We start from the raw sequence: 22,069 nt of genomic DNA, 5'->3' as shown, positions 1-22,069 counted from the left end.
GGTTATGGGGCCTTGCGGCCCACCGTGACAGAGTTCGCCAAAGGTGGCGGGGACGAAACGGGCAGGGTCAGCCCTGCCGTTTGCGCAGTAACAGTTGTGCCAGCAGCACCATCCCGAGGGAGGCGACCAGCATCAGGGTGGCCAGGGCGTTGACCTCGGGGGAGACCCCCACCTTGACCATGGAGTAGATCTTGAGCGGCAGGATCTCGTAGGCCGGGCCGGTAACAAAGGAGCTGACCACCACGTCGTCCAACGACAGAGTAAAGGAGAGCAGCCAGCCCGCCATCACCGCTGGCAGGGCCAGCGGCAGTATGATGCGGCGCAGGATGATCCACTCGCCAGCCCCCAGATCCCGCGCAGCTTCCAGCATCCGCACATCAAAACCGCACAACCGCGAGTAGACGGTGATCACCACAAACGGCAGACAGAAGGTGATGTGGGCGATCAGCAGCGACCAGAAGCCGAGCGCAATGCCGGTCACCACAAACAGGGTCAGCAGGGAGATGGCCATCACAATATCGGGGGACATCATCACCACGAACAACATGCCGCTCACATACTGCTTGCCGCGAAAACGGTAGCGAAACAGCGCCACGGCGGTGAGGGTGCCGATCAGGGTGGCTGCGGTGGCGGTGAGGGCGGCGATGGTCAGGGAGTGCTGGGCCGCCTGCATCAGGCTGGCGCTGGCAAACAGCTTCTCATACCAGCCCAGGGTAAAGCCGCGCCAGTCGATGCCATATTTCGACAGGTTGAAGGAGTTGGCGATCAGCACCCCGATGGGTACATAGAGATAGCCAAACACCAGCAGCAAGAACAGAGCCTTCAGTGCGCGCATCATGCCAGCTCCCCCTTCTTGCTGAGCAGCTTGCCCGCCCGCCAGTAGCAGTAGACCAACAGCGCCATCAGCACCGTCAGCATCACGCTGATGGCGGCGCCAAAGGGCCAGTCACGGCTGTTGAGGAACTGGGTCTTGATCAGGTTGCCGATCAGCAGGTGCTTGGCACCTCCCAGCAAGTCGGAGACATAGAACATCCCCATGGCGGGCAGAAACACCAGCAGACAACCGGCGATGATGCCGGGCAGGGTGAGGGGCAAAATGATCCGCACCAGCCGCTGCCAGCCGTTGGCGCCGAGATCTCGCGCCGCCTCCAGCAAACGGCCATCCAGCTTCTCGATGCTGGAGTAGAGCGGCAGCACCATAAAGGGGAGCAGTACATAGACCAGCCCGATGATGACGGCCACCTCGGTATACATCATCTGCAGCGGCCGCTCGATAAGCCCCAGATCCAGCAGCCAGCCGTTGATCAGCCCCCGGGTGCCGAGCAGCACTTTCAGCGCATAGGTGCGGATCAGGGAGTTGGTCCAGAACGGCACCACCACCAGAAACAGCAGCAGCGGGCGGATACGCGCTGGCAGATGGGCCAGCAGCCAGGCAAAGGGGTAGCCCACCAGCAGGCAGATGGCGGTGGCGAGCAGCGCCAGCCAGAGGGAGTGGAGCAGCACCTCGAAATAGAGGGGGTCCAGCAGGCGTCCATAGTTGCTCAGGGTAAAGAGCGGCGCGATAAGCTCGGACTCATCACGGGTCAGAAAGCTGACGCCGATGATCATCAGGTTGGGCAGGAAGACAAACAGCGTCAGCCAGCCGAGGATCAGCGCGATGGCCCCGTTGCGAAAGCCATTGTGGGCAAAGCTGTGCGGTACCCGCAGATTAGTGAGGCTCATAGGGCAGCACCACCTCCCAGCTGTCGACCCAGTGGATCGCCACCTCCTGACCCAGACGGTAGTCAAAGTCGGGGTCATCCTCGTCGAAGAACTCGGAAATAAGCAGCTGTTTGCCACTTTCGAGTTCGATCACCGAATCCAGCGTCGCCCCCTTGTAGTTACGCTCGCGGATATTGCCCCGCAGCGCACCGCTCTGATCGTCATCCTGATCGAGAATGCGCAGATCTTCCGGGCGCAGCAGCACCAGTACCTTGTCGTCTGGCTGGAATGGCAAGGTGGTATGGAGCAGGCATTCGCGCCCCTCTACCTCGGCCTGCCAGATACCGGGTTCACGCTGATTGATCAGCTTGCCATCCATCACGTTGATCTCGCCAATAAAGCGGGCCACGAACAGGTTGGCTGGCGACTCGTAGATATCGCGCGGGGTGCCGCGCTGGATGATTTGGCCCCCCTCCATCACCAGGATGCGATCAGACATGGTGAGCGCCTCTTCCTGATCATGGGTGACGAAGACAAAGGTGATGCCAAGGCGACGTTGCAGCGCCTTGAGCTCGCTCTGCATCTGTTTGCGCAGCTTGTAGTCGAGCGCCGAGAGGGATTCGTCGAGCAGCAGCAGGCGGGGCTTGTTGACCACGGCGCGGGCAATGGCGACCCGTTGTTGCTGACCGCCGGAGAGCTGATCCGGGCGGCGGTTGGCCAGCTCGGTGAGCTGCACCATGGCGAGGGTCTCCTCGACCCGCTGGCGGATCTCGCTGGCCGGTACTTTCTGCATCTCGAGGCCAAAGGCGACGTTTTCAAACACCGTCATATGGGGGAAGAGCGCATAGCTCTGGAACACGGTGTTGATGTGCCTGTGTTCGGCGGGGATATGGGTGATCTCGTCACCGGCCAGATGGATGGTGCCACCATCGACCGATTCGAGCCCGGCCAGCAGGCGCAGCAGGGTGGTCTTGCCACAGCCGGAGGGGCCCAGCAGGGTAAGAAATTCACCATCGTAGATTTCAAGGTCAAGGTCACTCAGGATCACCTTGCCATCGTATTTTTTGCTGATCTTGTTCAGCGCGACAATTACCTGTGGATTGTTCATCATCCGCCAGTCTCACCCCAGCCAGTGGCCATCGTGTTGAAAGAGGGCCGCATTCTATGCAGCCAATCTATGAAATCAAAGGCTTTTTGGCCTGAATTAGCCGCAAGTGCGCAGGAAAAACGGCTACGAATAGCAGACCAAATCGCTATAATGTGCCACCTGATTTGGTCGTTTTCGATATTGGATAGTCAATTGAGTAATAAAATGCGTATTGGCGGCTCCCTTGAGCAGTCTCTGAACCAGGGCTACCGCCTTGATCTGAAAGGGGTCATCCAGGAGGGATGGCAACAGACCCGCCGTACCGGATTTGGCCTGCTGCTGGCGATTGTCGGGGTGACGGCGATCTGGATCCTGCTCAGCAATGTGCTGCTGTTGCCCTACCTGGGGGATGACAGCCAGATGAATGTGGCCATGGTGCTGAGCTTGCTGATGACGGTGGTGATGGCCCCCATGACCAGCTCCCTCGATATGCTGGGGTTGCAGCAGTCGGTCGGGGTGCGTGCCCGTGCCAACCAGGTGTTCGACTTCTTCCGCCACTTTGTACGCCTCGGCATGTTGAGCCTGCTTGGCAGTCTGCTCACCAGCCTGTTTGGCCCGCTGTTCGATCTGCTGGGATTGCCCGCCGTACTCTCTTTCATCCCCTCAGCCCTGATCGGCATGGGGCTGCTCTTTACCGTCCCGCTGGTGCTGGAGCGCGGCCTGACGCCGCCCCAGGCCATTTTGGTCTCTCTCAAGCTCTTTGCACGCGGCTGGCCCAGCATTGTGCTGTTCCACGGCGTGATGACCGCGCTCTTCTTCCTGGCTCTGATCCCCATGGGGTTGGGGCTTATCTGGGTGGCACCGCTCTATTTCAACTGCAAGGGGATCCTCTATCGGGATCTTTGCGGGGTGGGGGTAGAGGTTAACGAGGTGACAGAAGGCCCCAACCATTTCAATGCATGATGCAAAAGGACGTTGAATGACCCGTCGATATGGAGTGACCAAGGCTGTGCGCCAGAGCCTGCTGGCCACGCTCTTGCTGCCTGGGCTGGCGCTGGCTGAGCCTGTGCTGGATCTGCAATACAGCACCTTCTACAGCCAGATGAAGACCTTTGCCAAAGGGGAGTTTGGTCACGCCAGACTGGGGTTTTATCTGACCGATCCGCAAAATGGTCAGCGCTGCGGCCTCACCTTTGCCCGGGTTGCAACCGACAGCAAGGAAGTGGCGGGCGAGGTAACGGTTGATAGCGAATTGCGCCTGCCTTTTGATGAGGATCTCAACCTCGACAAGGGGATCGTGACCGTTGGCCTTAAAGAAGAGCACGCCACTTGCGATATGACGGTACAGGTGATGGCCGACGCGCCGAACGGGCCCGAGCTGCCGCTGGCGGAGCTGGCGGCACGTCAGCAGCAGATGCAGTCGTTGCTCGACAAGATGGCGGGCATGGTCGGCAAGCACTTCCTGCCGAAGATGGAAGGGGTACGTATTACCCTGGTGCAGCAGAGCGGCACTGCTTATCTGATTGATGGCGCCCGTCAGGAAGCGCTGCCCTGGCAGGAAGGCCATCTGTTGCTTAGCAATGAGCAACTGGCCGCGTTCGCTGCTGGGCAACTGCGCCTGCAGGGTGACGTGCTGCGACTGACCCCCTGGCTGCACAAAGGCTGATGCTGGTGGTGCTGTCACCGCAGTGACAGGCCAATCCAGAAAGCAAAAAAGGAGCGATTATCGCTCCTTTTTTATTGCGTGGCGTTTGCCCTGTGAGCGCGGCTTAGCGCACTTCAATCACATCCAGCATGTCCATCTCGTCGATATCCAGCAGCGGCGCCTTTGGCATCTCGGGCGGATCAAACGCCTTGTCGCCGCCATCGATGATGCCGGAGTCACGGTTGATGCTCTTGAAGTCAAACAGCTTGTGATCGAGCAGGTGGCTCGGGATCACGTCCTGAATGGCGGTGAACATGGTCTCGATACGACCGGGGAAGCGGCGATCCCAATCCTGCATCATCTGCTTGATGGCCTGACGCTGCAGGTTCTCTTGCGAGCCGCACAGGTTGCACGGAATGATGGGGAAGGCTTTGACGTCGGCGTAGCGGATCAGATCCTTCTCTTTGCAGTAGGCCAGCGGGCGGATCACCACGTTCTTGCCATCGTCGCTCACCAGCTTGGGCGGCATGGACTTGAGCTTGCCACCGTAGAACATGTTGAGGAACAGGGTCTCGAGGATGTCGTCGCGGTGGTGGCCAAGGGCAATCTTGGTGCAACCCAGCTCTTGGGCGGTGCGGTAGAGAATACCGCGGCGCAGCCGTGAGCACAGAGAGCAGGTGGTTTTTCCTTCCGGTACCTTCTCTTTGACGATGGAGTAGGTATCTTCCTCGACGATCTTGTACTCGATGCCGAGGGAGTCCAGGTACTCGGGCAGCACGTGCTCGGGGAAACCGGGCTGCTTCTGATCCAGGTTGACGGCAACCAGATCGAAATGGATGGGGGCGCTGGCTTTGAGGCTCATCAGTATGTCGAGCATACCGAAGCTGTCCTTGCCGCCGGAGAGGCAGACCATGACCTTGTCGCCCTCTTCAATCATGTTGAAGTCGGCAATGGCCTGACCTACGTTGCGCCGCAGGCGCTTTTGCAGTTTGTTGAAACTGTATTTTTCTTTGGCGTTCAGCTCTTCTAGCATGCTCGTAAAACCCGGGACACAAATAAGCGCGTTATTATAGCCATGTCCCGGGGGAGGGCAAGGTGCCAGGCACCTTATGATCGATTGCGACGACTGTCGACCGGGCAGCTGTAGTCCGCCGGTTTGAGGATCAGGATGTCGCAGGAGAGGCGGTCAATCACATGTTCGGCGGTATTGCCGAGCAAAGCTGCAGAAAGACCGGTACGCCCTACACAGCCCATGATCATCAAGGTCGCCTTGAGCTCTTCGGCCATATCCGGCAACACCTCTTCCGGTAGCCCCTCTGCAACCCGGGTCCAGAGATGACCGATACCGAACTTGTCGGCATGGCTGAGCAGCAGGCTTTCATGGTGTTTGCGGATCGCCTCGTTGTAGGCGTTGGGATCAAACTCCGGCAGCTCGATGGCCACGTTGACCGGGGTGCCCGGGTAGGTGTTGACCAGATAGAGGTTGGAGCCCAGCAGCTCGGCGATGTCGCTTCCCTCCTGGGTGATCCGTTCGTTGAGCAGTTTCTGATCCGGATCGTCGCTTGAGCAGTTGATGGCGGCGATGATGTTGCCGCCCCGTTGCCAGTGACCCTCTTTGACCAGCAGCACCGGACAGGGGCATTTGCGCAGCAGGTGCCAGTCGGTGGGAGTAAAGATAAAGGTTTGCAGGAAGCTGTGGTGGTGAGTGGCTTTGACCACCAGATCGTGGCGCTGCTCCAGCACTTCCTGAATGACACACTCGAAGGGGCGATTGTGCCAGACTACTTTCACTTCGCACTCGATCCCCTGTGCCCGATAGGGGGTCAGGATCTCGTCCAGCCACTCACGTCGCTGTGAAATGACGCCGTCGCGCATCTCTTGCCGCTCGTCCACCGAGAGCATGGCAGTCATTTCATACGAGAAGTCATAGATGGTGAGCAGCAGGGTCAGATGGGCGTTTTCGTCCAGCTCGGCGACTTTGACTGCCCGTTCGAGGGCGATTTGACGCTCCTCTTCTGGATTGATAACCACCAGAATATTCTGATATTTGACCATCTTCTCCTCCTTGGAAAAGTCCAATGACAGCAGAATCTTAGCCATTACAGCTTAGCGCAGGAGGAGGGTATGGGGAACGTACCGGATCACATTCCAGAGGAAAGGATCCGGTAGGGAAAGCAGGAAAAAAGCGAGAGGGTAAGCGGAAAAATCAGCCGCAGGGTGGGCGAGTGGCACCGGCCATCATGCCAAGGGCGACTTGATCCAGTACGGTAATGTATTTGCCTTTGACGCTGATGAGACCGGACTTCTGGAAGCGGCCAAGCAGACGACTGATGGTCTCGACGGTCAGTCCCAGATAGTTGCCAATGTCACCACGGGTCATGGAGAGACGGAACTCCTTGGCGGAGAAACCGCGCTCGGAGAAGCGTACCGACAGATTGTGCAGGAAGGCGGCGAGGCGCTCTTCGGCATTCTTCTTGGAGAGCAGCAGGATCATCTCCTGATCGCCCATGATTTCGTTGCTCATCAGACGCATGATCTGCTGGCGCAGCTTGGGCATCTTGCCGGAGAGATCGTCGAGCACTTCAAAGGGGATCTCGCATACCATGGCGGTTTCCAGCGCCTGGGCGAAGGAGGGGTGGGCCTGTTTGTGGATGGCGTCAAAACCGACCAGATCGCCAGCGAGGTGGAACGCGGTGATCTGCTCATCCCCTTGCTCGGTGATGGTGTAAGACTTGATGGTCCCGGAACGGATGGCATAGAGCGATTTGAACTCATCGCCAGCCTTGAACAGCTCTTCACCCTTCTGGATCGGCTTCTTGCGCTCGATGATGCTGTCCAGCTGATCAAGCTCGTTGTCGTTCAGAGTGAAGGGAATACAGAGCTGACTGATGCTGCAATCCTGGCAATGAATTGCACAGCCACCGCTCTGGATACGTCTGCCAGGTTTCTTTTCCGGGATCATAGGCTCATACGAATAATTGATTTATATCAAACAAGTTTACCATCAACTCATCCGTTTTGGATAGGGTTTCAAAAGGAAGCAATGCCAATCCAGAAGGTATGCACCCCGAACAAAATGAGCAGCAGGGCACCGCCAAGGCGCAAACTGCGCAGGGTGAGCCAGTATCTCAGGCGATCGGCGAGCCCGCCCAACGCGAACAGGGTGGGCAGGGTGCCGAGACCAAAAAAGAGCATGATCAGCGCCCCGCCACTGGCCGAACCGGCCGCTGCGCTCCAGGTCAGCATGGAGTAGACCAGCCCGCAGGGCAGCCAACCCCACACCATGCCAAAGGGCAGTGCCTGCACAGGTGAGGTGAAGGGGAGAAACTTGCCCGCCAGCGGTTTGATACGGGGCCAAAGTCTTGCGCCGAGCCGCTCCAGCAGCAAGATCCCTTGCCACCAGCCTGCCAGATAGAGACCAAGCGCAATCATCAATAACGCCGCCACCAGGCGTAAGCCGGCAATAGCGTGTTTGCCTGCGCCCAGCTCGCTGGTGGTGGCGAGCAGGCCGCCCACCAGTGCACCTGCAATCACATAGCTCAGGATCCGGCCGAGGTTGTAGTTGAGCAGATAGGCAAGCCGCCCCCAGAAGTGCTGCTTGTTGGCGGGGATCGCCATGGAGATCGCGGCGGAGACGCCACCGCACATGCCGATACAGTGGGCAGAGCCTGCCAGTCCGACCAGCAGGGCGCCGGCCAGATCAAGGTTGTGGGTCATGGTCAGCAGGCTTTACGGGTTTGTGGGCAGGTTGCTCTTCGTCAAACAGGATGTTGGAACCCTGCCGGTCGAGATCTTCAAACTGTTCGGAGCGAATGGCCCAGAAGAAGACGACCCCGGCGATGATCACAAACAGGATGGCGATGGGGATCAGGACAAAAATTATATTCATGAGAGGTACCTTGGCGTTCATCCTTGGCAAGCGTCCCCTATGGTAACCTTGTTCGGGCAGAGGGCCAGCCGCTATCAATTAGAAATGTGGCCTGCATCGGAGGCAGGCCACATTTTCAGATATTTTCCGCCACCAGCCTCATCGGTTGAGGCGCATGGAGTTGGTTACCACGATGAGTGAACTGAGCGACATGCCCGCCGCCGCCAGATAGGGGGGCAGCCAGCCGCAGGCTGCCAGCGGCAGCACCAGCAGGTTGTAACCGATGGACCAGGCGAAGTTCTCGATGATGATCTTGCGGGTACGCATTGCCAGCACTTTGGCCTCGAGCAGTCGGCTCAGGTCATCGGCCAGCAGGATGGCATCGGCGCTGTTTTTCGCCAGATCGGTGCCACCAGCCATGGCGAACGAGGCGTGAGCGCCAGCCAGTACCGGCGCGTCGTTGATGCCATCGCCCACCATGATGCTGATATCCCCCTGGGCTTCCCGGGCCTTGAGGTAGGCCAGCTTGCCATCGGGTGAGACCCCCTTGACCAGCTCATCCACGCCCAGCTCGCGGGCAATCTCGTCTGCCTGCAAAGAGCTGTCGCCAGTCAGCACTGTGGTGTGCAGACCGGCTGCCTTGAATGCCGCGATCAGCGCCTTGGCATCAGAGCGCAGGGTATCTTCCAGATTGAAGCGAGCCAATACCTGCTGCTCATCGGCCAGATAGATAGCCAGACCGCGGCCATGCTCTTGCGCCGGATCCAGCCCAAGCCAGCGGGCACTGCCGATGCGGTAACGTACGCCATCCACCAGCGCAGTGATACCGTGACCGATGACCGGGGTGATCTCGCGGGCGGATGGCAGCACGGCGATGCTGTCGGCTGGCAGCCGGAAGGCGCGGGCAATGGGGTGTTCGGATTGCACCTCCATGGCCCGAGCGATGGCGAGGCATTGCGTCTCGTCCATCTCTGCCAAGGTGGTGGTGCCTGTCAGACTGATCTCCCCTGTGGTCAGGGTGCCGGTCTTGTCCATCACGATCCGGTTGGCCTTGGTCAGCACGTCAAGCACATGACCGCGGCGCAGCAGAATGCCGTTGCGGGTCAGATTGGCGGTGGCCGAGGTCAGCGCCGTCGGGGTGGCCAGCGACAGGGCACAGGGGCAGGTGGCCACCAGCACGGCGAGGGTGATCCAGAATGCCTGATCCGGTTGATGGAAGTGCCAGAAGGTCCAGACCGCAGCGGCAATGATCAGCAGCACCAGAATAAAGTGGCGCGACAGCTGATCCGCCATCTGGGCGATGGCTGGTTTGTCATCGAGGGCGTGATCCTGCAGCCGCATGATCTGGGCGATCCGCGACTCTTCGATGCGGTGGGTCACCCGGATCTGTAGCGGCGCATCCGTGTTGATGGTGCCGGCATAGACCTGCTCACCGCGCTGTTTGAGCAGGGGCAGCTGTTCGCCGGTCAGCATGGATTCGTTGAGGCTGGCTTGCCCTTCGACAATGATACCGTCCGCCGGCAAGGTGGCGCCGGCCAGTACCCGAACCCGATCGCCGACCTGCAAGGTCTTGGCCGCTACCTCATGCTCCCCTTCATCATCGATGCGGGTCGCCATGATGGGCACCAGTCGCGCCAGGTTGGAACTCGACTCCGACGCCTTGCGCCGGGCCCGCAACTCGAGAAAGCGCCCCAGCAGCAGGAAGAAGACGAACATGGTGATGGAGTCGTAATAGACCTCACCGGTATTGAATACAGTTGCCCACATGGAGGCGATAAAAGCCCCGATCAGCGCCAGCGACACCGACACATCCATCGACAGGTGGCCCTGTTTAAGGCTGCGCCAAGCACCCACGTAAAAGGGCTGGGCCGAGTAGATCATGATGGGGGTTGAGAGCAGCAGGCTTATCCACTTGAAGTAGACCATGAACTCATCTTCAACGCTGATGAAGAGATCCATGTAGAGGGCCACGGCGCACATCATCACCTGCATCGAGCCCAGCCCCGCCAGTGCCAGCCGGAACATATAGCTGCGCACCTCTTTGGCGTAGAGCGCCTCCTGTTGATGGGTCTGGAACGGATAGGCGCGATAGCCGATCTGGGCAAATCCCTTGAGGATGTCACTCAGGGAGAGCAGCTCCGGATCCCACTTGATGCGGGCCCGGTGGGTGGTAGTGTTGACGTTGATGTAGCGCAGGCCGCCAAGGGTCATCAGGTGGCGTTCGATCAGCCAGGCACAGGCGGCGCAGGTGAGCCCTTCAACTGTCAGCTGGATTTCGCGAAGGGTACCGCTATCGGTGACAAACTCCTGTTGCACTTCTGCCAGATCGTAGTGGGTGAGGGCGGCCAGCTCTTCGGGTACCAGATCCCCCTTGGTGCCGGGGGCGGTGCGGTGATCGTAGTAACTGGCGAGGCCGCACTCCATGATGGTTTCCGCCACCGCCTGACAACCGGGGCAGCACATGGGGCGAACAATCCCCTTTATCTCGAGGGAATAGCCACTATTGGCGGGTACCGGCTCGCCACAGTGAAAACAGGGGGTCATGCTTTATGTCCCCCTGAATGCAGAATGCAAGCAGCAGGGGCGCTGGCGAGCACCGGCTCGCCACAGTGAGAACAGCCGGTCATGGCTTAGCGTCCTTTCGGGTCGAGTTCGACAGGGGCCAGGGTGGGCAGCTGGACGGTCTCTTGCAATCGCCACTCGTGATCGAAAGCATCGACCCGAATGTGCCACTTGCCGACCAGCGGCTTGTCGAAATGGAGGCGATAGATGCCGCTCGCATCGGCGGTGATCATGTGTTCGCTGTCCTGACCGGCCAAGGTCGGGTGGAACAATGAGAGATAGAGAGCTTGCCCGGCAGGAATGTCACCGCTGATGGGTTTGAGGGTCAGCTCATTGCCGTCAACCTCCAGCCCAAAGCGGATATTGAGCGCTTCGGAGCGGTCAAACTTGCTCAAGTCCTGATTGATCTCTTTCCCTTGTTTGTAATAGTCCTCGGCCACCAGATTGACCCCATCCTTGCTGGCGATGATGGCGGTGGCGATACTGCCGACAACGGCGGCAGTGGGGAGGGCGATGATAAACCAGGGCCAGAATTGGCGATACCACGGTTTGGATAGAGGTTGGGTCATGATTGCTACTGCCATGAAACGAATGATTAACGTGGAAGATGGTTTTTACGCAACACAAGATAACAAAAAGCCTCGAGGAGTCGAGGCTTTTTGCTGTGTAATCACGTGTTTATCACATGTTACAACGTTACGGGCGAACCTTATTTGGCAGACTGTTGATGAGACAGGCTGTAAACGTAGGAGGCCAGCAGGTGAACCTTGTCCTCACCCAGAATGTCTTTCCAGGCTGGCATCACACCGTGACGACCGTGGGTGATGGTTTGCACCACCACTTCGCGGGAGCCACCGTAGAGCCAGGTGTTGTTGGTCAGATCTGGCGCACCGACGGCGATACCGCCCTTGGCATCGGCCCCGTGGCAGGCTGCGCAGATGGCAAAGCGTGCTTCACCTTTCTTCGCTTCCACCAGGTCGACCTTGCGACCGGAGAGGCTAAGCACATAGGAGGCCACTTCCTGAACGCCATCTTTGCCGAGGATTTCACCCCAGGCAGCCATGATCCCCTGGCGACCGCCCATGATGGTGGTCTTGATTTGATCAGGCTGGCCGCCCCATTGCCATTCGCTGTCGGTCAGGTTCGGGAAGCCGCGGCCACCACGGGCATCGGAGCCGTGGCACTGGGAGCAGTTCTGCAGGAACAGACGCTGACCCACTTTCAGGGCTTCCGGATCCTTGGCGATCTCGGTAATGGCACGATAGGTTTTGCCATCCGCTTCGTAGGTGAGTTCACGGAACTTGGCGCCGTAGATCTCGTCAGCCTTGGCGACCTCGCGGTCATACTCCACTGCGCGACCTTCGGCCTTGGCCGATTCGGTTGCAGCCTTGGACTCGGCCAGCGAGCGCACGTCCTGGTTGGAACTTTGCCAGCCCAGCAGGCCTTTGAAGTTGCCAAGCCCCGGGAAGGCGACCAGATAGACCAGACCGGTGACGATGAAGAAGAGGAACATGTAAGTCCACCACTTCGGCAGCGGGTTGTTGATCTCCTCGATGCCATCGAAGGAGTGACCCATCGATTTGCCTTCTTCAACACCCATCTTGTCCTTGCGGCACCACATCAGCAGCAAGAAGCAGCCGAGGATGGTTCCCAGACTGATGACAGTCACAAAAATGCTAAACAGAGTGCTCATTATTGTTTCGCTCCTGCGTTCTTTTTATCAGCACCGGGTTGCTCATCATCGGCAAAAACCAGATTGGCAGCCTCGTCGAAAGAGGTCTTGCGGCGTTTGCTGTAGGCCCAGACGATGATGCCAATCATGATGGCCATCAACAGCAGGGTATACAGACCGCGAAATGTGCCGTAGTCCATCTTCGCCTCCTTATTTCAGGGCATGACCCAGTGATTGCAGATAGGCCACCAGCGCATCCAGCTCGGTTTTGCCCTTGACGGCTTCGCCCGCACCCTGAATATCGGCATCGGTATAGGGCACACCGAAGTGATCGCGGAACAGCGCCAGCTTCTTGGCCGTCATCTCACCGGTCAGCACATTGGTATCAAGCCAGGGGTAGGCGGGCATGTTGGATTCCGGTACCACATCGCGCGGGTTGATCAGGTGAACCTTGTGCCACTCATCGGAGTAACGGCCACCGACACGGGCCAGATCCGGACCAGTACGCTTGGAGCCCCACAGGAAGGGGTGCTCCCAGACGCTCTCACCGGCGACCGAGTAGTGACCGTAACGCTCGGTTTCGGCACGGAACGGACGGATCATCTGGCTGTGGCAGTTGGTGCAGCCTTCGCGAATGAAGATGTCGCGTCCTTCCATCTGCAGAGCGGTGTAGGGCTTGAGGCCCTCCACCGGCTCGGTGGTCTGCTTTTGGAAAAACAGCGGAGTGATTTCAACCAGCCCTCCCAGACTGATGGCGAAGATGATGCCGACCACCAGCATGGGAACGCTTTTTTCAAATATTTCGTGACGGTTATTGTTGCTCATGGGTTGACCTCTTCAATCATGCTGGCTGGGCGACAGGTTCCAGAGAACCTTTGGGCGCAGTGATGGTGCGATAGGCGTTGTAAGCCATCAGCAACATGCCGGTGACGAAGAAGCAGCCACCCAGGAAGCGCACGAAATAGAAGGGATAGGATGCCTGCAGCGCTTCAACGAAGCTGTAGGTCAGGGTGCCGTCTTCGTTGACTGCACGCCACATCAGGCCCTGCATCACGCCGGAAATCCACATGGCAACGATGTAGAGCACGGTGCCCACTGTCGCCAGCCAGAAGTGAACGTTGATCAGCTTGACGCTGTACATCCGGCCCTGGCCGAACAGGTTCGGGATCAGGTGATAGACAGCACCGATGGAGACCATGGCAACCCAGCCCAGCGCACCGGAGTGCACGTGACCGACGGTCCAGTCGGTGTAGTGGGAGAGGGCGTTGACGGTTTTGATCGCCATCATCGGGCCTTCGAAGGTCGACATGCCGTAGAAAGAGAGGGAGACGATCAGGAAGCGCAGGATGGGGTCATAACGCAGTTTGTGCCAGGCACCGGAGAGGGTCATGATGCCGTTGATCATGCCGCCCCAGGAGGGTACGAACAGGATCAGGGACATCACCATGCCCAGCGACTGAGCCCAGTCAGGCAGTGCGGTGTAGTGCAGGTGGTGCGGACCGGCCCAGATATAGAGGGAGATCAGCGCCCAGAAGTGGACGATGGAGAGACGATAGGAGTAAACCGGACGACCGGCCTGCTTGGGCACGAAGTAGTACATCATCCCCAGGAAGCCGGCGGTCAGCAGGAAGCCCACCGCGTTGTGGCCATACCACCACTGCACCATGGCGTCCATGGCGCCGGAGTACATGGAGTAGGACTTCATGCCGGAGAGCGGCACTTCCATGTTGTTGACAATGTGCAGCACCGCAACGGTGATGATGAAGGCGCCGAAGAACCAGTTCGCCACATAGATGTGGGAGGTGGTGCGCTTCATCAGGGTGCCGAAGAAGACGATGGCATAGGCGACCCATACCACAGTGATGGCGATATCAATCGGCCACTCCAGCTCGGCATACTCTTTGGCGGAGGTGTAACCCAGCGGCAGAGAGATGGCGGCAGAGAGGATGATCGCTTGCCAGCCCCAGAACACGAAGGTTGCCAGCGGGCCACCAAACAGTCTGGTTTGACAGGTGCGCTGAACCACGTAGAAGGAGGTGGCCATCAGTGCACTGACGCCGAAGGCGAAGATCACTGCGTTGGTATGGAGGGGCCGCAGACGACTGTAAGTTAGCCACGGGGTCTCGAAGTTGAGGGCAGGCCAGATCAACTGGGCTGCGATCAGTACGCCAACCGACATGCCGACAATTCCCCAGACAATCGTCATGACGGTAAACTGGCGAACAACGGTGTAGTTGTACTCAGGATGGTTAGTTGTATGGCTCATCGTTATATTCCGCTTCCGATGCTGCTGTTGTTTGGTTTTGTATCCGGAGGACCGGACTGGCTTCATCAGCCACCGCCGACCAGTTGTTAACATCTGTTAACGAAAGGAAAAGCAAAAGATGGCTAAATGAAAACTGCATGGGAATGATACTGAACTGACAGGTAAAATAACAGTATAAACAGTGATATATTTGGCTCCGTCCGGTCTCGATATGGCAGTTTTTTACCTTGTTCGAGATCACAAAAAACCATTTTAATTGCATCTTAATCGGGCTGTTTTTGATGAAAGAGAGACTTACCGCACGTAAAGTTTTGCACCTCGTACTGGTATTGGCGCTGTTATTGGCGCTGATGGCTTATCGCACCTGGTTTTCGGCCGATAACAGCGTCTCTGCTGACCAGAAAAAAGATCAGATTTGTGATCTTTCCCACACCCCTTGCAGCGCGCTGATTGGTGACAAGCCGCTGACGGTCGCCATCAAGGAATTACCGCTGCGCGCTGAACATGACTTTGCCATCGCTATTACCGGCGGCGATCCGGCCATCAAACCGGTGAAAGCGACACTCGAAGGCAAAGATATGTTTATGGGCACCATTCCGGTGAGTTTTGAACAAATAGACGGACAGTGGCAGGGGGTAACCCAGGTGGGGAGCTGTACATCACCCGTCATGATCTGGTTGTTAAATATCGAGTGGAGTAATGGTCAACGCCAGCAATTGGCGCTTTCCGTTGCCCGGGAATAACGGCGCAAGGAGCGGGGAGTGGAAAAAATATTTGAAATTTCCCGGCCAGGCGTTACCTTCCCCAAACCATCAGGGAGTGAAGTTCATTTAATCATGATTGAAAAACAACCATTTTATCGCACCCTCAACCAGCAGGCCAAGGCGCTGCTGGAGGGGGAAACCGATCTGATTGCCAATCTGGCCAACCTCTCCGCACTGCTGAATCAGGAGCTGGCGGAGATCAACTGGGTCGGTTTTTATCTGTTGCAGGGCGAGACCCTGGTATTGGGGCCATTTCAGGGCAAACCGGCCTGCGTGCGGATCCCGGTCGGCCGCGGGGTGTGTGGTACGGCAGTGGCAGAGGGGAGAACCCAGCTCATTGACGATGTCCACCAGTTCGATGGTCACATCGCTTGCGATGGCGCGAGCAACTCGGAAATCGTGATCCCGGTGCGCCGTGGTGGCGAGATCATCGGGGTACTCGATATCGATAGTCCGATTTTTAACCGTTTCAACCAGGAAGACCGGATTGGCCTCGAAGAAACGGTGCAAATTTTGGAAAGCATGCTCTAAGTCATTGCTAGATGGTTCGCAAAAGGCCCCAAGCTCTCTATAATGGGGCCTTTGTTGTGCTCGGGACGTGCCCGTGCGTTTATATGAAAGCCAAGGTTATACATGGAAAACACTGAGAAGCTGAAGAACAGTAAAGAGATCGTTGCCTACCTGGTCGAGAAATTCCCGGCCTGCTTCGTTGCTGAAGGAGAGGCCAAGCCGCTCAAGATTGGCATCTTCCAGGATTTGGCCGAGCGTCTTGCTGACGATGCCAGAGTCTCCAAGACCATGCTGCGTTCCGCACTGCGTCAATACACCTCCAGCTGGCGCTACCTGCACGGTCTCAAAGCTGGCCAGGCTCGCGTTGATCTGGATGGCAACCCGGGCGAGCTGCTGACCGAAGAGCACATCGAACACGCCAAGCAAGCTCTGAAAGAGAGCAAAGATCGCGTATTCGCCAGCCGTCGTACCAATACCAAAGAGAAGGATGAGAAGGCCAAGAAGCCCCGTCGTCCTGCTGTGCGCAAAACCGAGAAAGCTGATGTAGCTGCCAAGCCGAAAGCTGCCGCCAAGGCACCGGTCGCTGACGCTCCGCTGGTTAAAGTGGATGCCGCTACGCTGAAAGTGGGCCAGGATGTGCGCGTCGTTATGGGTAAATTCCCGGTTCCGGCAACCATCAAGGAAGTAACCAAGGACGATGTACAGGTCCAACTGCAGACCGGCATGATGGTGCGGGTCAAATCAGAGCACTTGGTTCTCTAAGGAGACAAATGTTGAAGCATGGCGTAATTCGTTTTTCCCTCGTTGCCTGTAGCTTGGCGCTTGCCGGGCTTGCACAGGCCATCGAGCCGGTGCTCAAGGAGAGTGATTTGCCTGTGTTGGCTCAAGAGAGCCAACATGCTACGGCCAGCAAGCGAATTACCAATCTGTTTACCCGCTCGCACTACAAACAGTTCAAGCTGGACGATGCCTTTTCCTCCGTGATTTTCGATAAATATCTGGAGAATCTGGACTACAGCCGCAACCTGTTTTTGGCCTCTGATATCAGCCGTTTTGAAAAGTACCGTAACGGTTTTGACACCGACCTCGAAAGAGGCCGTCTGGCTCCCGCCTACGAGATGTTCAACCTGAGTCAGCAGCGGCGTTATGAGCGGTTCGAATACGCCCTCAAACTGCTTGATACTCCTTTCGATTTTACCCAGACCGACAACTATGTGTTTGATCGGGAAGGGGCGGCTTGGCCCAAAGATGAAGCAGAGCTCAACGAGCTGTGGCGTCAGCGGGTCAAATTCGATGCCCTGAGCCTAAAGCTCAGCGGCAAGGAGTGGCCCGAGATCAAGGAGCTGCTTGGCAAGCGTTACAACAACGCCATCAAGCGGATGTCCCAGACCGAGAGCGAAGATGTCTTCCAGCTCTTCATGAACTCCTTCGCTCGCGCCATCGAACCACACACTAGTTACCTCTCCCCGCGCAGTGCCGATCGTTTCAACACCGAGATGAACCTCTCGCTGGAAGGGATCGGGGCCGTGTTACAGGCGGAAGATGACTTTACCGTCATCCGTTCTTTGGTGCCCGGTGGCCCGGCTGCCAAATCTAACCACCTCAAGCCCGATGACAAGATCACCGGGGTAGGGCAGGAAGATGGCAAGATTGTTGATGTGATCGGCTGGCGTCTCGATGACGTGGTCGAGCTCATCAAGGGGCCCAAGGGGAGCAAGGTCAAGCTTGAAATTCAGCGCGGCAAGGGCGCAACCGCCAAGACCGAGCAGATCGAGCTGACCCGCGACAAGGTGCGCCTTGAAGACAGAGCCGCCAAGTCCAAGGTGATTAACGCCGAAGGCAAGAAGATTGGTGTCATCGAGATCCCGAGTTTCTACGTCAATCTGCATGACGACGTGATCAAGGAGCTCTCCAGCCTCAACAAGCAGAAGATCGATGGTCTTATCATCGATTTGCGCGGTAACGGCGGTGGCGCCCTGACTGAAGCCTCTGCCCTGAGTGGTCTCTTCTTTGGCAGCGGTCCTGTGGTTCAGATCCGTGATCATATGGGCCGTATCACGGTCAACGGTGACGACGATGGCAACGTCTATTACGGCGGTCCCATGTCGGTGCTGATCGACAGATACAGTGCCTCGGCCTCCGAGATCTTTGCTGCAGCCATGCAGGATTATGGGCGAGCCCTGATCCTTGGGGAAAACTCCTTCGGCAAGGGGACAGTGCAGCAGCATCGCAGCCTCGCCAAGGTCTATGACTTCTACGAGCAGCCGCTGGGTCACGTGCAGTACACCATCGCCAAGTTCTACCGGATCAACGGTGGCAGTACCCAGAACAAGGGCGTTGCGCCGGATATCAGCTTCCCGACACCGGTTGCGCCGGAAGAGACGGGTGAAAGCCGTGAGTTCAATGCGCTGCCGTGGGACAAGATAGCCTCTGCCAACTATCAGACTCTGGGCAATTTCACTACTCTGCTGCCCAAGCTGCAGGCGGCTCATGATGCCCGCATCGCCAAGGATCCCGAGTTCGCCTACGTGATGCAAGATATTGCCGACTACAAGGTGGAGAAGGAGAAGAAGTCGGTCTCCCTCAACGAGGCGGAGCGTGTTGCCGAGCAGGCGAAACAGGATGAGCAAGCGCTCAAACGCACCAACGAGCGGCTGGCTCGCCTTGGCAAACCGGCGGTGAAGAGTCTGGACGAACTGCCTGCGGATTTTGAGGCGCCCGATGAGTATCTCATCGAAGCAGCTAATATCACGGCGGATCTGGCCAAGATCAGCAAACCCAGCTGACAAGGCGACTCTAATACACAAGGGCGACTGCGGTCGCCCTTTCTTTTTGTCTGGCACATCTGACGTCATGCAAATTGTTTGACCCCGCCAGTTGGTTGTGACAGCCTCTTTCTCGCCTTTAACAAGCGTGGAAGCAGACAATAATGACCGATCACTCCCAGGCCATGACGGCCAAATATCGCCAGGATTATCAGGCGCCGCTCTACTGGATCGACACTATCGACCTCGATTTCCAACTGCAGGAGCCGCTGACCCAGGTCACTGCCATCACCCGCATTCGCCGCAACGGCGAGCACAATGCGCCGCTGGTCCTCGATGGCGAGCAGCTGACCCTCAAGAGCATTGCCATCGATGGCATTCCCTGTGACCACTACGAGCAAGGCGAGAGCAGTCTGACCCTGTTCAACCTGCCGGCCGAATGTGTGCTGACCATTGTCACCCTGCTGGATCCGGCCGCCAACACCGCACTCGAAGGGCTTTACAAGTCTGGCGATGCCTACTGCACCCAGTGTGAAGCTGAGGGCTTTCGTCGCATTACCTATTATCTGGATCGCCCCGACATTCTGGCGCGCTACAGCACCCGCATTACCGCCGACAAAGCCAAATATCCCTTCCTGCTATCCAATGGCAACAAGGTCGACAGCGGTGATCTGGATGGCAGCCGTCACTTCGTGCAGTGGCAGGATCCTTTCCCCAAACCGAGCTACCTGTTTGCGCTGGTGGCCGGTGATTTCGATGTGGAGCGCAGCCACTACACCACCAAGAGCGGCCGCAAAGTGGCCCTCGAGATCTTCGTCGACAAGGGCAACCTCGATCGCGCCGGTTTTGCCATGGAGAGCCTCATCAACTCCATGCGCTGGGACGAGCAGCGTTTCGGCCTCGAGTACGATCTCGACATCTACATGATCGTCGCGGTGGACTTCTTCAACATGGGCGCCATGGAGAACAAGGGGCTAAACATCTTCAACTCCAAATTCGTGCTGGCCAATCCTGCCACCGCTACCGACAGCGACTACCACGGTATCGAACGGGTGATCGGTCACGAATATTTCCACAACTGGACCGGCAACCGCGTCACCTGCCGCGACTGGTTCCAGCTCAGCCTGAAAGAGGGGCTGACGGTATTCCGGGATCAGGAGTTCTCCTCCGATCTGGGCTCCCGCGGCGTCAACCGCATTAACAACGTGCGTACCGTGCGCGGCCCGCAGTTTGCCGAAGATGCCGGCCCCATGGCGCATCCGATCCGCCCGGATGTGGTGATCGAGATGAACAACTTCTACACCCTGACCGTCTATGAGAAGGGGTCGGAAGTGATCCGCATGATGCACACCCTGCTAGGTGAAGAGGCCTTCCAGGCCGGTATGCGCCTCTACTTCGAGCGTCACGACGGCTCGGCCGCCACCTGCGATGATTTCGTGCAAGCGATGGAGGATGCGTCCGGTGTGGATCTCGGTCGTTTCCGCCGCTGGTACAGCCAGTCCGGCACCCCCGAGCTGACCGTGACCGACGAGTACGATGCCGCCAGTGGTATCTATCGCCTCCATGTGAGCCAGCACACCCCGCCGACTCAGGATCAGCCGCAGAAGCTGCCGCTGCATATCCCCCTCGACATCGAGCTCTATGACGAGCAAGGTGCCGTCATTGCACTGCAATATCAGGGCAAGGCCATCGGCAACGTGCTCGATGTGCTGGAAGCGAAGCAGACCTTCGAATTCGATCAGGTGCCGGTCAAGCCGGTGCCCTCCCTGCTGCGGGACTTCTCCGCACCTGTCAAACTGCACTATGACTACAGCGATGAAGCGCTCGCCTTCCTGATGCGCTTTGCTCGCAACGAGTTTGCCCGCTGGGATGCGGCCCAGATGCTGATCAACAAGGCGGTCATCGACGGGGTGGCACGGGTCCAGCACGGGCAGGGGGTTGAGCTATCCCAAACCCTGCTTGCTGCCTTCGTCGCCATTCTGGACGACAGCGATCTCGATTTGGCCCTCAAGGCGGAGATCCTGGCGCTGCCGGGTGAAGCGACCCTGGCCGAGTTGTTCGAGGTGGCCGATATCGATGCCATCCATCAGGTGCGCGACGCGATCCACACCCGTCTTGCCGAGGCCTTTGGCGCGCGCCTGGCGACTTCCTATCAGAGCCTGCGTCTGAACGGTTATCATGTGGTGCACGCCGACATGGCCAAACGGGCCCTCAAAGGGGTGGTGCTCGGCTATTTGGCGGCGCTGGATGCGGAGCATGCCGATGCGCTGGCGCGCGAGCAGTACGCAACCGCCGACAACATGACCGACACCCTGGCGGCGCTACAGGTGGCCAACGGCTATCTGCTGCCATGCCGTGCCGCGCTGCTGGCCGATTTTGAAGGCAAGTGGGCCAAGGATGGACTGGTGCTGGACAACTGGCTGCGGCTGATTGGCAGCAAGCCGGCTGCCGATGTGCTGAGCGAAGTGAAGCAGGCGATGAGTCACCCCACTTTCAGCATTCGCAATCCGAACCGGCTGCGGGCGCTGATCGGCAGCTTCGCCATGAGCAATCAGGTGCAGTTCCATGCGGTGGATGGCAGCGGTTACCGCTTCCTGACCGATCTGCTGATCGATCTCAACGAGGTGAATCCGCAGGTGGCCTCCCGTCTCATCACTCCGCTTATCCAGTTCAAGCGACTGGATGAGGCGCGCAAGGCCCTGATCCGCGCTGAGCTGACCCGTCTTGCCAACCTTGAGGGGCTGGCACGGGATCTGTTCGAGAAGGTCAGCAAGGCACTACAGCAGTAAGTGTTGACGGGGCAGGGGCGTGAATGCGCCTGCCCCTATTGTGTGATTTGTCGTGTGATCAGGAGCAAGCGTGAAGCAGTTTACTTTTCGGCTCTCATTGAGCAGTGACGAGGTGATGCTGATGTATCAGGGCCATGCCAGACGGCTGGTGGTGCGCAGCGAACAGGGATTGACCTTGGAGCTTGGCATAGAAAAAATACGGCCCTTTGTCGCCATCAATGGTGTGCATGGCTATTTTCGGCTGAAAACCCAGGACGATTACCGCTTTATCAGCCTCGAACGCATAAATTAACAAAAATCGAACAGATTACCGACTGTTTATCTGCTTTGCGTCACTATCTATCCGGTAAACTGGCACAAAGGTAGTGGGAATTTCTGTATTTTTGGTTATTTGCAAAATTTCTCACAGTTTAAGCCGTGATCTGCACCTTGTTTTTAAC

Annotated in this window: 22 protein-coding genes; 8 read left to right on the top strand and 14 right to left on the bottom strand. The window is 57.9% G+C overall.

Translation table 11 applies throughout. The features are described 5' to 3' along the window. Positions 1–67: 67 nt before the first annotated feature. The 3 genes from potC to potA are packed head-to-tail and all read right to left on the bottom strand — an operon-like array spanning position 68 to position 2,812. The gene (potC, locus tag G5221_RS01090) at positions 68–838 is read right to left on the bottom strand and encodes a spermidine/putrescine ABC transporter permease PotC (RefSeq protein ID WP_005336644.1); all 771 of its coding nucleotides are present in this window, start codon (positions 836–838) and stop codon (positions 68–70) included. Next, entirely contained in the window at positions 835–1,722 is an 888-nt protein-coding gene (gene potB / locus G5221_RS01085) for a spermidine/putrescine ABC transporter permease PotB (protein ID WP_042083135.1), read from the bottom strand. Before potB ends, potC begins: the two co-directional genes overlap by 4 nt. After that, positions 1,709–2,812, bottom strand: coding sequence for a spermidine/putrescine ABC transporter ATP-binding protein PotA (potA, locus tag G5221_RS01080; RefSeq protein ID WP_421262632.1), 1,104 nt, complete (start codon positions 2,810–2,812; stop codon positions 1,709–1,711). The genes potB and potA overlap by 14 nt, the downstream gene beginning before the upstream one ends. Positions 2,813–3,013: 201 nt before the next feature. Between potA and G5221_RS01075 the strand changes: the two genes are divergently transcribed. After that, positions 3,014–3,751 (top strand): hypothetical protein, encoded by a 738-nt coding sequence (locus G5221_RS01075; RefSeq protein ID WP_005351939.1) that lies wholly within the window; start codon positions 3,014–3,016, stop codon positions 3,749–3,751. A gap of 16 nt (positions 3,752–3,767) precedes the next feature. Further along, positions 3,768–4,454, top strand: coding sequence for a DUF2987 domain-containing protein (locus G5221_RS01070; RefSeq protein WP_179903886.1), 687 nt, complete (start codon positions 3,768–3,770; stop codon positions 4,452–4,454). 103 nt (positions 4,455–4,557) lie between these two features. Here the strand turns inward: G5221_RS01070 and ttcA are convergent, their stop codons facing one another. The 11 genes from ttcA to ccoN form a co-directional block, all read right to left on the bottom strand. Further along, positions 4,558–5,466, bottom strand: a complete 909-nt coding sequence (ttcA, locus tag G5221_RS01065; protein ID WP_005336634.1) for a tRNA 2-thiocytidine(32) synthetase TtcA — start codon at positions 5,464–5,466, stop codon at positions 4,558–4,560. Positions 5,467–5,540: 74 nt separating this feature from the next. Further along, positions 5,541–6,488: a universal stress protein UspE gene (gene uspE, locus G5221_RS01060; RefSeq protein ID WP_139462500.1), complete on the bottom strand. Its 948-nt coding sequence runs from the start codon at positions 6,486–6,488 to the stop codon at positions 5,541–5,543. A gap of 151 nt (positions 6,489–6,639) precedes the next feature. Next, positions 6,640–7,395 carry an FNR family transcription factor gene (locus G5221_RS01055; protein ID WP_005336632.1) on the bottom strand — a complete coding sequence of 252 codons (756 nt, stop codon included), beginning with the start codon at positions 7,393–7,395 and terminating at the stop codon, positions 6,640–6,642. Between the two features lie 68 nt (positions 7,396–7,463). Further along, a complete protein-coding gene (locus G5221_RS01050) occupies positions 7,464–8,150 on the bottom strand; it encodes a sulfite exporter TauE/SafE family protein (protein WP_421262631.1) in 687 nt (228 codons plus the stop codon). Further along, complete coding sequence (gene ccoS, locus G5221_RS01045) at positions 8,134–8,322, bottom strand: cbb3-type cytochrome oxidase assembly protein CcoS (protein WP_005336630.1); 189 nt, start codon at positions 8,320–8,322, stop codon at positions 8,134–8,136. The genes G5221_RS01050 and ccoS overlap by 17 nt, the downstream gene beginning before the upstream one ends. Positions 8,323–8,460: 138 nt before the next feature. Beyond that, complete coding sequence (locus G5221_RS01040) at positions 8,461–10,845, bottom strand: heavy metal translocating P-type ATPase (RefSeq protein WP_421262630.1); 2,385 nt, start codon at positions 10,843–10,845, stop codon at positions 8,461–8,463. 86 nt (positions 10,846–10,931) lie between these two features. Further along, complete coding sequence (locus tag G5221_RS01035) at positions 10,932–11,432, bottom strand: FixH family protein (protein ID WP_421262629.1); 501 nt, start codon at positions 11,430–11,432, stop codon at positions 10,932–10,934. Positions 11,433–11,572: 140 nt separating this feature from the next. Then, positions 11,573–12,556: a cytochrome-c oxidase, cbb3-type subunit III gene (ccoP, locus tag G5221_RS01030; protein ID WP_005336622.1), complete on the bottom strand. Its 984-nt coding sequence runs from the start codon at positions 12,554–12,556 to the stop codon at positions 11,573–11,575. Then, the gene (locus tag G5221_RS01025; RefSeq protein WP_005336620.1) at positions 12,556–12,735 is read right to left on the bottom strand and encodes a CcoQ/FixQ family Cbb3-type cytochrome c oxidase assembly chaperone; all 180 of its coding nucleotides are present in this window, start codon (positions 12,733–12,735) and stop codon (positions 12,556–12,558) included. The genes ccoP and G5221_RS01025 overlap by 1 nt, the downstream gene beginning before the upstream one ends. A gap of 10 nt (positions 12,736–12,745) precedes the next feature. After that, entirely contained in the window at positions 12,746–13,360 is a 615-nt protein-coding gene (gene ccoO, locus G5221_RS01020) for a cytochrome-c oxidase, cbb3-type subunit II (protein WP_005336618.1), read from the bottom strand. A gap of 16 nt (positions 13,361–13,376) precedes the next feature. Then, positions 13,377–14,801: a cytochrome-c oxidase, cbb3-type subunit I gene (gene ccoN, locus G5221_RS01015; protein WP_005336616.1), complete on the bottom strand. Its 1,425-nt coding sequence runs from the start codon at positions 14,799–14,801 to the stop codon at positions 13,377–13,379. Between the two features lie 281 nt (positions 14,802–15,082). Between ccoN and G5221_RS01010 the strand changes: the two genes are divergently transcribed. The 6 genes from G5221_RS01010 to G5221_RS00985 all read left to right on the top strand — a co-directional run bounded on the left by G5221_RS01010 (position 15,083) and on the right by G5221_RS00985 (position 21,921). After that, on the top strand, positions 15,083–15,544 hold the full coding sequence (locus G5221_RS01010) for a hypothetical protein (RefSeq protein ID WP_267529354.1): 462 nt from the start codon (positions 15,083–15,085) through the stop codon (positions 15,542–15,544). A gap of 93 nt (positions 15,545–15,637) precedes the next feature. Beyond that, positions 15,638–16,096, top strand: a complete 459-nt coding sequence (locus tag G5221_RS01005; RefSeq protein ID WP_216978778.1) for a GAF domain-containing protein — start codon at positions 15,638–15,640, stop codon at positions 16,094–16,096. 102 nt (positions 16,097–16,198) lie between these two features. Further along, positions 16,199–16,837: an RNA chaperone ProQ gene (gene proQ / locus G5221_RS01000; RefSeq protein WP_421262628.1), complete on the top strand. Its 639-nt coding sequence runs from the start codon at positions 16,199–16,201 to the stop codon at positions 16,835–16,837. 8 nt (positions 16,838–16,845) lie between these two features. Next, positions 16,846–18,861 carry a carboxy terminal-processing peptidase gene (prc, locus tag G5221_RS00995; RefSeq protein WP_227342895.1) on the top strand — a complete coding sequence of 672 codons (2,016 nt, stop codon included), beginning with the start codon at positions 16,846–16,848 and terminating at the stop codon, positions 18,859–18,861. A 143-nt stretch (positions 18,862–19,004) separates the two neighbouring features. Further along, positions 19,005–21,629 (top strand): aminopeptidase N, encoded by a 2,625-nt coding sequence (gene pepN / locus G5221_RS00990; RefSeq protein WP_421262627.1) that lies wholly within the window; start codon positions 19,005–19,007, stop codon positions 21,627–21,629. Positions 21,630–21,699: 70 nt separating this feature from the next. Beyond that, the gene (locus G5221_RS00985) at positions 21,700–21,921 is read left to right on the top strand and encodes a DUF2835 domain-containing protein (RefSeq protein ID WP_033136823.1); all 222 of its coding nucleotides are present in this window, start codon (positions 21,700–21,702) and stop codon (positions 21,919–21,921) included. Positions 21,922–22,069: the final 148 nt, after the last annotated feature.

The sequence above is a fragment of the Aeromonas sp. 602200 genome (assembly GCF_049173895.1).
Classification (GTDB): Bacteria; Pseudomonadota; Gammaproteobacteria; order Enterobacterales; family Aeromonadaceae; genus Aeromonas; species Aeromonas veronii_A.
This window is presented reverse-complemented; position numbering and strand designations above follow the sequence as displayed.